This is a genomic window from Tellurirhabdus bombi, from assembly GCF_021484805.1.
Lineage (GTDB): Bacteria > Bacteroidota > Bacteroidia > Cytophagales > Spirosomataceae > Tellurirhabdus > Tellurirhabdus bombi.
The window spans coordinates 4,502,785-4,515,456 of record NZ_CP090557.1 but is presented as its reverse complement, the minus strand read 5'-3'; the positions used below and the strand labels follow the sequence as shown (position 1 = coordinate 4,515,456).

The window sequence follows — 12,672 nt, the reverse complement described above, 5'->3', positions numbered from 1 at the left end:
ATTCGATATGCTACGAAAATTTAAAACCATAACATTAGCCGTTGGTATTGCCGCCTTTTCCGTAACAGGTTGTAACGACGATTTTGTGAATACCCAGCCACTTGATCAAGTTGCCGGTTCGGCTGTCTGGTCAGATGCGGCTTTGGCCGAAGCCTTTGTCACCGGAATTTACGCCGGCCTAGGGCAGGGCGGACTTTACGAAGAGCAACTTTCGTCATTCACCGACGAAGCGATTTTTACGCACCCTGGTCGGAATATTACTACCATCACCGAGGGTCGATCAAACCCAGCTGATCCAGGTTCGATCAACGAAACGCGCGAATGGAACAATATGTACCTGCGTATCCGGGCGGCCAACCTAGCTCTTGCCAACTTGGCGGAGCCAAAGTTTGCCAATACCAACAAAATTGTTGAGCGGTTGCGGGGCGAAGCCAGGTTCCTACGCGCCTACTATTACCATCAGTTGGTACGGTATTACGGTGGGGTTCCCCTCATCGACCGGCCCTACGAACTGGGTGAAGCAGATTACTTGGTCACTCGGAACACGATGGAAGAATGTATCAACTTCATTGTGAAAGACTGCGAGGAAGCTGCAACTCTGCTGAAAGGCATGTCAATGGCGAAAGGCCGGGCTAACGAAGTATCGGCGCTAGCACTGAAAGCCCGTATTTTAACGTATGCGGCCAGTGATCTTTATGACGTGGCTACGGCAAAATCAAAGTCGACCGTTCATGCTGCGTATACCAACTCGGCGCTGCTTGGTTACACAACAGGCACCCGGACTGAACGCTGGACCAAAGCACAAGCCGCTGCTAAAGCTGTTCTCGATCAAACCAGCTACGGATTTATGTTGAACATGACGGCCCCGGCTTCGAAAGAAGATGGAACCGCCAACTACATGAATATCGCTCTGTCGCGCAACGGTGGTGATCGGGATGTGCTTTTGTCTCGTTCGTTCATCAATGAAAAGCAGGAAGCGGGCGGTCAGGTAGGCTTGCACAACGGCCCCAACGGCTACCACAACTGGGCGGGTAATACGCCGGTTTCGCTGCTGGTGGATGACTTCGAAATGATGGACGGTAGCAAGTTCAGCTGGAGTGACCCGGCCAAAGCCGCCACGCCGTATGCTAACCGCGACCCTCGTCTATACGCTACGATTCTATACGATGGTGCTACCTGGAAACCCCGGACGGCAGACGTTGCGGCTAAAGATCCAGTTAACCAGATTCAGACGGGAACGTACGAAGTGGTGAACGCATCCGGTGCCAAAACGATGATTGCCGGTCTGGATACTCGTAAGAGTTCAGTGGAAGACTGGAACGGTAGCTACACAGGATATTACCAACGCAAGTTCACCGATCCGAACCCAGCTATTGTTGATCAGAACACCTACCAGCAAATTCCTTGGCCGTTCTTCCGCTACACGGAAGCCGCGCTGAACTACGTAGAAGCTTGTATCGAACTGGGTCAGGATGCTGAAGCAAAACTGTGGCTAAACCGTATCCGCTTCCGGGCCGGTATGCCGGCCATTACTGAAACTGGTACTGCATTGCGGGATCGGTACCGGAATGAGCGCCGGATTGAGCTGGTCTTTGAAGAGCATCGCTATCACGATGCCCGTCGCTGGATGATTGCTCCTACTACGCTGGGTCGCAAAGCCAATACCATCAGCATTACAGGGATGCTAAAGGCGGGTAAAACGGTATCACTCTACAAATATGATCCGACCAGCTATGATTATACGTACAAAGTTGTCGAGATCGATCCGGGTAAAGAAAACCGCTCTTGGGCAGATAAGTTATATTACCTGCCGATTCACCGCGATGAGATGAACCGAAATAATAAGCTGATACAAAACCCAGGTTATTAGAATTTGTCATAAGTAAATAGACTAAATAACCTATGCCAGTTCACTGTGAGCTGGCATAGGTTTTTAATAGCGATGAAAGCGATTTTGTTGACCATCGGCATTGGATTAATGAGTGCGGCTAATTTGTGGGCGCAGCAGATCATTCGGGTTAAAGGCGGACAAAACTGGCAAAAATCAATTCCCCTGGAAGAACGGTATCGCTATCGCCAATTTCTACCGGGAAAAATAACGTACCTAAAAGGAGAACCAGCAACCGGGCGCCTCAACTTCAATATTCTATTGGGTGAAATGCAATTTATTGACGCCAGGGGAGATACCCTATCCCTGGCCAATGAGCAGGCCATCAAGGAAATCCAGGTAGGAGAAAATGCCTTTGCCTACGATTCCAAAAATGGCTATGTAGAGATTATTGCGGCGCATAAGACCGTAAAAATGGGGGTAAAACCTGTTTTTAAAACCGTACGCGGCGAAAAGAATGGGGGCTATGGACAATCATCGGGCACCTCATCCATTACTCAATATAAATCATTTGCAGGGAGCAACGGACAGCTTGCCCGACTGGAACAGCCCGGCGATTTGCTTCTGGAGAAAGACGTTATCTACCTACTGATTGATCAAAACAATCGCTTCTATAAATTCACCAAGGCCAGTCTTTTAAAGATCTATGCCAAGTATAAATCAGAGTTGGAAGCCTATTTAAAAGCGCAGAATCCTGATTTCAAAAAAGAAGAAGATTTGAAAAAATTGCTTCTTTTTTGTGCTGATTTAACTTGAGTAACTTGTACCTCCATAAACTTGTTAGTTTCCGTTCTATGAAATGGCCATTGCCCACTATTCTTCCCTTAGTACTCTCACTACTGATTTTAACCGAAACGGGTTGCCAAAATTCATCATCAACAGAAGAGTCTATTCCTGAACAGGAAGCCCCTTTATTTACGGCATTGCCCGCAGAGAAAACAGGGGTAGATTTCCAGAATACATTAACAGAAGGGCTGAATACCAACGTTTTAATCTACCAGTACTTTTACAATGGCGGCGGTGTAGCCGTTGGTGATGTCAATGGCGATGGCTTCGACGACCTCTATTTCACCGGCAACATGACCGCGAATAAACTGTACCTCAACAAAGGGGCCAACGCCGCCACGCGCATGCAGTTTGCCGATATTACCGACGCGGCTGGCGTAGCGGGACGGGAAGGCCCCTGGAAAACCGGCGTCACGATGGCAGATGTAAACGGCGACGGAAGGCTTGATATATATATCTGTTATTCAGGTAAATTAACCCCGGAAAAGCGGGAAAACCAGCTCTTCATCAACGAAGGAGCGGACGCCAAAGGCATTCCCCATTTCAGTGAGCAAGCGAAAAAATACGGTCTGGCAAGTCCGGCCAATAGCACCCAGGCCACCTTTTTTGATTACGATAAGGACGGTGATCTGGATATGTTTCTACTGAACCATAATCCGAAATCCTTACCAATTCTGGATGAGGCCAGCACCGCCGATTTGTTAAAAAAAGAAGATGCCGAGAGTGGCGTGCGGCTGTTTCGGAATGACAAAGAGCCAAACGGGGCGATGTTTTTTCGGGATGTTACCCAGAAAGCGGGCCTGAGCAGTTCCGCGTTGACCTACGGGCTGGGCGCTGGCATTGCCGACATCAATGGCGATGGCTGGCCGGATATCTACGTGGCAAACGACTATGCTGTTCCCGATTACCTATACATCAACCGGAAGAACGGCACTTTTTCGGATCGGTTGAAAACCAGTTTGGGCCATACCTCGCACTTTTCGATGGGAACCGAAGTGGCCGATGTCAACAACGATGCGTTGCCGGATATTTTCACGCTAGACATGCTGCCGGAAGACAACCGGCGGCAAAAGCTTCTTTTTGCGCCGGATAACTACGAAAAGTTTGATTTGAACATCAAGTCCGGATTTCACCACCAGTACATGCGGAACATGCTGCAATTAAATGCGGGCAACAATGCTCAGGGCGAGCCAAACTTTAGCGAGGTAGGCCAACTGGCGGGCATTTCCAACACGGACTGGAGCTGGGCGCCTCTTTTTGCCGATTATGACAACGATGGCTGGAAAGACCTATTTGTGACCAATGGCTTTTTGCGGGATTATACCAACATGGATTTTATCAAATACATGGGCGATTTTCTGCAAAATCGGCAGGTGATGCGGCAGGATTTGCTGGAAATGGTTTACAAAATTCCGTCGTCCGATGTCAGCAATTACGTGTTTAAAAACAACGGCGGGCAGTCCGGTGGAAATGCGGTATTTAGTAACGTCAGTAAGAGTTGGGGCGTGGCGCAGGCGGCGAACAGCAACGGCGCGGCCTACGCCGATCTGGACAACGACGGTGATTTGGATTTGATAGTCAACAACATCAATAAACCCGCTTTTATTTACCAAAACGAAGCCGATAAAGCCCTGAAAAACGACTATTTGAAGGTAAAACTTGAAGGGCTTGGACAAAATACGCAGGGTGTAGGTGCCAAAGTGACGCTCTACAGCAAAGGGAAACCGCAGTATCTGGAGCAGATGCCTACCCGGGGTTACCAGTCCAGCGTTTCGCCCATTTTGCATTTTGGCTTGGGGAAAAAGGTCACCATCGACTCGCTACGGGTTGTCTGGCCAAGCGGAAAACAGCAGGTTTTGCGGGGCGTAAAAGCCAATCAATTGCTTATTGTGCAGGAAAAACTGGCTACCGACGCTTACCGAAATCCTAAAGAAGTTGCTCCCCTTTTCCGGGAGGTGGCCTCGCCGATTATCTTTCAAAGTCTTAAAACAACGACCAACGACTTTAAACGGCAGCCGTTGATGATCAATCCGCTTTCGTTTTCAGGCCCTTGTCTGGTCAAGGCTGATGTGAACGGGGATGGGCTGGAAGACGTGTATGTGGGCGGAGGCAGCGGCAAAGCGGGGATGATTTACGTGCAGCAAAAAGAAGGAAACTTCATGGCTCGAACTCAGCCTGATTTCGAACGCGATAAAGAAAGTGAAGATACCGACGCTGTATTCTTTGATGCCAATGGCGATGGCGCGGCTGATCTGTATGTTTGCAGCGGCGGTTACGGAAATTTTTTACCCGACGATGTGCGCTTGCAGGATCGCTTATACATCAATGACGGCAAGGGGTCGTTCACCAAAAAAGTTGATGCGTTGCCACCAATGCGGGTGAGTAAAAGTTGCGTGCGGGTGGCGGATGTGAATGGCGATGGCCGGCCTGACTTATTCGTTGGGGGTCGCGTTGTGCCCGGAAGATACCCCGAAACGCCACCAAGTTTTCTACTTGTTAACGACGGAAAAGGAGTTTTTAAAGACCAGATTGCGAATCTGGCGCCGGAACTACAGCGGATGGGTATGGTGAGCGATGCCGCTTGGGTGGATCTGAACGGGGATAAAAAACCTGAGTTGGTGGTAGTAGGCGAGTGGATGCCCGTAACCGTATGGGCAAATACAAACGGTAAATGGGCCAACAAAACCACTGATTATTTTGCCAAAGAATACCGGGGTTGGTGGAATAAGTTGCTGGTTGATGATTTCAATGGAGATGGCAAACCGGACTTGGTGATTGGGAATTTGGGCCTGAATACGCAGTGCAAAGCCAGCGATAAAGAACCCGCCGAAATGTATTACAAAGACTTCGACGATAACGGTTCGGTTGATCCTATTTTCTGTTTTTACATGCAGGGCAAATCGTATCCGTATGTCACGCGGGATGAATTATTGGACCAGATGAGTATCATGCGGACTCGTTTCCCCGATTACAAAAGCTACGCCGATGCGACGCTAAAGGAGATTTTTTCCGCCGAAGAGTTGGAGGGAGCGGCTCGTTTAGAGGCCAATTACCTGAAAACGGCTTATTTTGAACAGAACAACAACGGGCGCTTTGACGAAAAAACCTTGCCGACCGAGGTTCAGGTAGCTCCTGTCTACGCGCTGTCGAGCCTGGACTATGATCAGGATGGAAAAAAAGACCTGCTGGTTTGCGGGAATGTCAATCGGGGCCGTTTGCGGTTCGGAAAGTACGACGCCAACTTTGGGGTGCTTCTTAAGGGTAATGGTAAGGGCGGTTTTGTTCCAGTTCCGCAGCAACAATCGGGCTTTCAACTAACGGGCGATGTGCGAAGTATTTTGCCCGTTGGAAATACGTTGCTTTTCGGTATTAATCAGGGAGCCGTGCGGGCTTACCAAGTGAAAAAATAATGAAACGAGTCGCAATCCTACTTTTATTGCTAATCGGAGGCTGTGGTAAATCAGGGGAAAAGCAGCCCGAAATGGACCGGCAGGAAATGACCAAGATCCTGGATCAGATGACGGATGTTATGGTGCATGATGTAACCAATCCGCCGCTGGCAGCGCGTTTTTTTTCCTATGCTTTGTTAGCTGGTTACGAAATTACGGCACAACACGATAGCACCTGCCGGAGCATGAAAGGGGCGCTAAACGATTTTCCAGTAATTGACAAAGCGCATTATTCGGGCTATTCTTACCAGCTGAGTTCGCTGCTGGCCATGCTGGCCGTTGCTAAAAAAATGCAGCCTTCTGGCAAACGCCTGGAAACACACGAAAAGCAGTTGCTGGAAAAATGCCGTCAGTTGGGATTTGCGGAGGAAGCCATTGAAAGTTCGCAACACTATGCCAATCAGGTAAGTAAGCAGATTTTAGGGTATGCCAAAGCGGATAAATACAACCAGATTAGCAATTATCCGCGTTATACGCCGTCGGAGCAGGAGGGTAGCTGGTACCCAACGCCGCCGGGCTTCTTTGCGCCAGTTGAACCGTATTTCAACACTATTCGGTCGTTCACCCTGGATTCGTGTGCCCAATTTAAACCAGCACCACCCGTTGCTTTTTCAACCGATAAAAAATCGGCTTTCTATCAATTACTACAGCAAAACTATAAGGCCGAATTATCTACTGAAAACAAGCAGGTTGCCGCTTTCTGGGACTGTAACCCGTTTGCGCTGGAAGATAACGGGCATTTGATGGTAGGTATGAAAAAGATTTCGCCGGGTGCGCATTGGCTGGGTATTACCAGTATTGCGTGCGAAAAAGCAAACCTGAATTTTGCCAAAGCGCTGAAAATTCATACCGTGGTAGCTATCGGACTCATGGATGGGTTCATCTGCTGCTGGGACGAAAAATACCGCAGCAACCGCATCCGCCCGGAAACGGCCATTCGCAAGTACGTGGATGCAAGCTGGAAGCCTTTTTTGCAAACGCCCCCCTTCCCGGAATATTTGAGCGGACACTCTACTATTTCGGCGACATCAGCCGTGATTTTAACTCATTATTTTGGGGAGAATTTTCAGTATACCGACACCGTTGAAGAGCGGTTTGGCTTGCCCGCACGCTCGTTCAAGTCGTTTCACCAGGCGTCGGACGAGGCCGGTATTTCGCGCTTTTACGGCGGTATTCACTTCATGGACGCTATCACGAATGGCCAGCAGCAAGGCCTGAAAGTCGGGCAGTGGATTATAAAATCAATAGAGAGGAATTAGAGCTTATTTTTTGTTGAATTGACCTATACAGCCATTGACTGTGTTTTTATTGAGTCTGCTAAAGCGCGGGAAATAAGTCAGCAAACCGACGATCTCGCTTCTACCAATAAAGGCTGAAACCAGGTTAGGATTTTAGCGCTGCCCCGACTTTTTAAAGTTATAACTGGCAAAGCCGTTCGCCCGCCCTCAGGAGGGTTTCATCGTCTTTGGCAAAGCAGAATCGCAGCCTTTTGTAGTCGTTTTTCTGCTGGTAAAATACCGATACGGGAATGGATGCCACGCCAATTTCGCGGGTCAGACGAATAGCCAATTCATGATCTGGTTCATCGGTGATTGTCTGGTAATCTACTGTCTGAAAAAAGCTTCCCTCGGTTGGCTGGAATTGAAACCGGGAGCTACGGATGCTCTCAAGGAACAGGTCGCGTTTGCGTTCGTAAAAGTTAGGTAAGCTCAGATAATGCTCTGGAGAACGCAGATAATCGGCCAGCGCATGTTGAATCGGTGTTACGGTACTGAACGTCAGATACTGGTGGATTTTTCGAAACTCGGCGGATAAGTCTTTTGGCGCCAGGCAATACCCAACCTTCCAGCCCGTAACATGAAACGTTTTTCCGAATGAGCCGCAAACAAACGTGCGCTCCCGCAAAACCGGATGCATGGGCAGCGATTGGTGCGCTCGCCCATCAAACAGAATGTGTTCGTAAACCTCATCGCTGACCACCCAGATATCCCGATCTTTCACCAGCGCGGCCAGTTGAGCAATATCGTGGGCTGTCCAGACGTAGCCGGTTGGATTGTGCGGCGTATTGATAATGATCAGCCGGGTTTTGTCCGTTATTTTCTGCTGAACCGCCAACCAGTCAATGGCATAGGTGGGAGGCGTTAGGGTAACGTAAACCGGCACGCCTCCATTCAAGGCAATGGCGGGTACATAACTATCATAAGCTGGTTCAAAAACGATAACCTCGTCTCCGGGTCGGACTACGGTAGAAATGGCGGCAAACAAGGCTTCCGTCGCACCCGATGTGACGGTTACTTCTGTTTCAGGATGGTAAATAAGTCCGTATAGTTCTTCGGTCTTTTGGGCCAAGGCTTCGCGCAACGCCGCCACACCCGTCATCGGCGCGTATTGGTTGAAACCTTTGCGCAGGTATTTTTCGACCAAAGCAGTCAAATCAGGCGAACAGTCAAAGCCGGGGAAACCCTGAGAAAGGTTGATGGCGTTGGTTTCGGTGGCTAGTTTAGACATAACCGTAAAAATGGTGGTGCCTACCCAGGGTAATTTTGACACTAATGGATTGGTGGTTGCCGCATTCATTCCAGATCGAGAATCCGCCTCCGGTCTGCCAAACAGGTCGGACCGTCGCGCTTTGTTGTTCGCAAAGAAATAAGATAAAAGTGGATATAAAACAAATTCCTATAAAAATTGTAGACTAGTTTGATTAGCGGAAACGCTTAGGCTCTTTAGTTACCAGAGGAAAGAAAAAATAAACATTCAACTAAAAGCTCATTCGTTTTAGTTACTGTTGTAGTTATTTTGGTTACAACAGTATGAGAAACGTTCTGCTTGCTTGTCTTTTTATTACGTATTGGCTGAGTGGTTGTAAATCGACAGTCGATAAGTCTGGCCCTAACACGGAAGCGGGCCGCCGGGACCACCTGGCGCTGGGAAACCCCAGCGGAGCAACTGCCAACCCCGCGCAGGAAACAAACTACCTGATTCAACGACCGGAATATACACTTAGCTACAATCGCCAGACTGGCATTGCCAACTGGTGCTCCTGGCATCTCAGTGCGGCCTGGAAAGGTTCAGCAAGTCGATACGCTGGCAACTTTATCACCGACCAAACACTGCCTGCCGACTGGTACAAAGTCAAACACAGCGACTACACAAACACGGGATTTGATCGGGGGCATCTTTGCCCTTCGGATGACCGCGATAGCACCGCCAAAGAAAACCGCAACACGTTTTTAATGACAAACATTGTCCCGCAGGCACCGCAGCAAAACCGACAATCCTGGCGTTTGCTCGAGGAATATAGCCGCTCGTTCATTCGGGAGGGCAGCGAACTCTATATCATTGCCGGGACCTATGGACAAGGTGGCGAGGGCGACAACGGCAAGGCGGTGAGTATTGCGGGCAACAAAGTCACGGTTCCAGCCGCCTTGTGGAAAGTGATAGTCGTTTTGCCGCTTGGAGCAGGCACGCCAGCCGAGCGAATCAATGCGCAAACACGGATTATCGCGGTTTGGATGCCGAATACCAACGCCGTGGGCGAGCAATCGTGGGCTACTTACCGCACAAGTGTGGATGAGATTGAGCGCCGAACGGGGCTGAACCTTTTGTCGAATGTGTCGGAGAGTGTGCAACGAACGGTAGAAGGAAGCACCGACCGGGTAGCTATTCAGGCAATTTATCAGGAGCCAACCATTGAATAATCGGCAGCAACTAAGTTTTTTTCTGCGACCTGGCTTGCCGCTCCAGGCGTTGGTAGGCGGCAGAAAAGTCTTCTCCATCAGCGACCGCCTGCGTCAGGGCCAGAAGTCCACTTCGCCCGACCAGAATTAGCCAGCGTGAAACCTCCCGGCCCGCCGTCATGTAGGCCAGCATAACCCGCCTTTCGCCACCATCAAAAAAATCCTGGGTAGACTCCAGATTTTTCAGGGCCAAAGGTTGCTGTCCCCGCACAGCCCGACGCCATTGGTTGTTGTAGTCCTGAAAACGCTGCAAACTATCAGGCTGATTATCCGGGCGGCTACTAAGGAAGCGTCCGTCGAGCATTAACGCCAGCCCTTCGTTGAACCACTGCGGAATCTGGCGCTGCGTCGTCAGCCAGCCAAGGCGCTTATACAGTTCGTTGTGGCACATTTCGTGCGCTAGTACATCCGGGTTGCGGCCATACGGATTGATAATGATCCAGGAGTCGCCCCAGGGTGTTCCGAGGCTGCAACCCGCGCCTTCGCCACTGCGGCAATACTGCTCGTATTCGCGTAGAGTACGGCAAAAAATAACGGTAGCCCGCCCTTGCTGAGGACTCATCCAAAGGTTGTTTACGCGTTTTCTGGCCTGCTTGATTTCGTCTAACAAGAATAGTCGCTGCCGGACAGGCGTATCCCGACTAACGAAAACCGCGGGTGCTATGGGTTGAAAATCCGTGGACGACTCGATGAAAAAACAGCGAATAATTTCAGAAAAAACCAGAAGACAGACAAGCGGTATAATGAGCAAAAAAGCCAAAAAACGAACCAGTCGTTTCATAGAGTTACAAAAGCGCGGCGAACCGTCATGAATAATTAACAATGAAAATAGAAGTTATACTTTTCATTATTAGCTATTCCGCCAAATGTTCCGCCACTAAACGACCTGTTTGCATAGCGGCGTTGAGCGATGGATAAGCCGTTTGATCGCCACATTGATAAAGTCGTTCGGATAACTTGAGTTGCGCCATTGACACGCCTGACTGACCCGGATTAAACTGGGGAAGGGCTTCGGGTAAGTGATACGTTCTGAGCCATTTCCAGGTTTTCACTTCTTCGCCAAACCAGTCGATTAGTTCTTTGCGAATGCGTTCGGCCAGTGCCACTTCATTCACGGCTTCCAGTCCTTGCGTACTTACCGAGATGAGTGCCTGTCCGGCGGGCGCATAAGCCGGAGCCACGTCGCTGATAACACACATATTATGCACCGCCGATTGACGATTTGTATTGAGCATCAGCAGCTTTTCGGGCCGAGGCGATTGCGGAGCAGAAAAATAAGTGCAGGTAGTTTGGTTGAAGGCGGGCGCGGGGCCAGACTGATTCAAAAGGCGGGCAGCGGCCTGGGCATCAACGGCCAGCACAAGCGAATCGGCCCGCAGGCTTTCGCCGCTTTTTAGAAAAACGGTGTTGTCGCTGATGCGTTCAACCGGTGTGTTCAGGCGTATTTGCGTGGGCGAAAGCTGGGCGGCCAACTGCTGCGGAATGGCTTCGATACCCAGCGCAGGAACGGCAGCATCGCCGCTGTAGAAGTTCTGAAAGCAAAACTCAAAGAAATTACTCGACGTACGGAGTTCATCTTCGAGAAAAATACCTCCGAAGAAAGGCCGGAAAAAGCGGTCAATAAACTGGGCCGAGTAGCCAAAAGACTCTAGGAACGATTCCGTATCGGTTGCTTGTTGAAGGAAGAAGTCAGTGGTCGAAACACCGGAAACACGGCGCATCAATTCAACAATACGCAGTTTGTCACTTAGTGTTCCCACGGGGGAAGCCAGTGTCTGCGCAATGGCCGTTGGTTCGCGCAAGGGATTGATAAACGACATCCATTGCGCTGGGCCCTGGTGATCATCGTGGTGGATCAGCGCGCCGGAACGGAATGGTTTTAGGTCAAGAGCAGCGTAATCCAGTAAGCGGCGCGCTTCCGGATAAGCCGTCAGAAGAATCTGAAAGCCCCGGTCGAGCCGAAACCCATTGACCACATCGGTGCGAACTCGTCCGCCAACGCCATCGGAAGCCTCCAGGAGCAGCGCATTAATGCCTCGTTGTTTCAGGTATGCGGCGCAGGTTAATCCGGCCATTCCGGCACCCACTATGATTACAGACGGTTGAGACGACATACGATTTTGGTGTAGATTTTTGCAAAAATAGGATTAGTGACAACAGGTGAAAATTTTAGTTTTAGATAATATCGATTCATTCACCTATATGCTCGTTGATTACCTCAAACAAGCGGGGGCTACGTGCCGGGTGATTCGGAATACGGCGTCGATGGAAGAGATTGCTGCTGAACACTATGACGCAGTTGTCTTATCTCCTGGCCCCGGAACGCCCCGGCAGGCGGGTGTGCTGATGAATGTGATTACCCAGTATTATCAACAATTGCCGATGCTGGGTGTTTGCCTGGGACACCAAGCGCTGGGTGAATTTTTTGGTGCCCGTCTGACGAAAGCGGGGCGGCCGATGCACGGAAAGTGCTCAATCGTACGGAAAATAAGCACTGACCCACTGCTGGAAAATTTGCCGGATTCCTTTACCGTAACGCGTTACCATTCGCTGGTGCTGGACGAATTGCCGGAGGTGTTGGTGCCTACTCTGGAAACGCAGCCTGAGCCGACTGTAGAGAGGGGACTTCCGCGCAATAGTCAGACGGAAAATATGGCTTTTCGGCATGCTCAGCTGCCTATCTGGGGCGTGCAGTTTCATCCGGAAGCGGCATTAACACAATTTGGACTAGAAATATTGAAAAATTGGATTACCTTTGTAAAAAGAGCAATATAAGGACTAAAGTATTGCACTTTTCCGTTTTTTCTACGAC

9 protein-coding genes are annotated in these 12,672 nt (G+C 49.9%); 6 read left to right on the top strand and 3 right to left on the bottom strand.

Going from position 1 to position 12,672, the window contains the following annotated elements; genetic code table 11:
- Nucleotides 1–7 precede the first annotated feature (7 nt).
- The 4 genes from L0Y31_RS19155 (at nucleotide 8) to L0Y31_RS19140 (ending at nucleotide 7,382) form a co-directional block, all read left to right on the top strand.
- Nucleotides 8–1,870 carry a RagB/SusD family nutrient uptake outer membrane protein gene (locus L0Y31_RS19155; protein WP_234734696.1) on the top strand — a complete coding sequence of 621 codons (1,863 nt, stop codon included), beginning with the start codon at nucleotides 8–10 and terminating at the stop codon, nucleotides 1,868–1,870.
- A gap of 72 nt (nucleotides 1,871–1,942) precedes the next feature.
- The gene (locus L0Y31_RS19150) at nucleotides 1,943–2,644 is read left to right on the top strand and encodes a hypothetical protein (RefSeq protein ID WP_234734695.1); all 702 of its coding nucleotides are present in this window, start codon (nucleotides 1,943–1,945) and stop codon (nucleotides 2,642–2,644) included.
- 38 nt (nucleotides 2,645–2,682) lie between these two features.
- Entirely contained in the window at nucleotides 2,683–6,084 is a 3,402-nt protein-coding gene (locus L0Y31_RS19145) for a VCBS repeat-containing protein (RefSeq protein ID WP_234734694.1), read from the top strand.
- The gene (locus tag L0Y31_RS19140) at nucleotides 6,084–7,382 is read left to right on the top strand and encodes a vanadium-dependent haloperoxidase (protein WP_234734693.1); all 1,299 of its coding nucleotides are present in this window, start codon (nucleotides 6,084–6,086) and stop codon (nucleotides 7,380–7,382) included. Before L0Y31_RS19145 ends, L0Y31_RS19140 begins: the two co-directional genes overlap by 1 nt.
- 157 nt (nucleotides 7,383–7,539) lie before the next feature.
- Here L0Y31_RS19140 and L0Y31_RS19135 read toward each other — a convergent pair whose 3' ends face one another.
- The gene (locus tag L0Y31_RS19135; protein ID WP_234734692.1) at nucleotides 7,540–8,700 is read right to left on the bottom strand and encodes a methionine aminotransferase; all 1,161 of its coding nucleotides are present in this window, start codon (nucleotides 8,698–8,700) and stop codon (nucleotides 7,540–7,542) included.
- A 233-nt stretch (nucleotides 8,701–8,933) separates the two neighbouring features.
- Here L0Y31_RS19135 and L0Y31_RS19130 point away from each other — a divergent pair, with 233 nt between their 5' ends.
- Nucleotides 8,934–9,821 carry a DNA/RNA non-specific endonuclease gene (locus tag L0Y31_RS19130; protein ID WP_234734691.1) on the top strand — a complete coding sequence of 296 codons (888 nt, stop codon included), beginning with the start codon at nucleotides 8,934–8,936 and terminating at the stop codon, nucleotides 9,819–9,821.
- A gap of 10 nt (nucleotides 9,822–9,831) precedes the next feature.
- Here L0Y31_RS19130 and L0Y31_RS19125 read toward each other — a convergent pair whose 3' ends face one another.
- Together L0Y31_RS19125 and L0Y31_RS19120 are read right to left on the bottom strand one after the other, a co-directional pair.
- A complete protein-coding gene (locus tag L0Y31_RS19125; RefSeq protein WP_234734690.1) occupies nucleotides 9,832–10,641 on the bottom strand; it encodes a hypothetical protein in 810 nt (269 codons plus the stop codon).
- 73 nt (nucleotides 10,642–10,714) lie between these two features.
- A complete protein-coding gene (locus tag L0Y31_RS19120) occupies nucleotides 10,715–11,974 on the bottom strand; it encodes an NAD(P)/FAD-dependent oxidoreductase (protein ID WP_234734689.1) in 1,260 nt (419 codons plus the stop codon).
- Between the two features lie 46 nt (nucleotides 11,975–12,020).
- Between L0Y31_RS19120 and L0Y31_RS19115 the strand changes: the two genes are divergently transcribed.
- On the top strand, nucleotides 12,021–12,635 hold the full coding sequence (locus L0Y31_RS19115; RefSeq protein ID WP_255772891.1) for an anthranilate synthase component II: 615 nt from the start codon (nucleotides 12,021–12,023) through the stop codon (nucleotides 12,633–12,635).
- The last annotated feature ends 37 nt before the right edge of the window (nucleotides 12,636–12,672 follow it).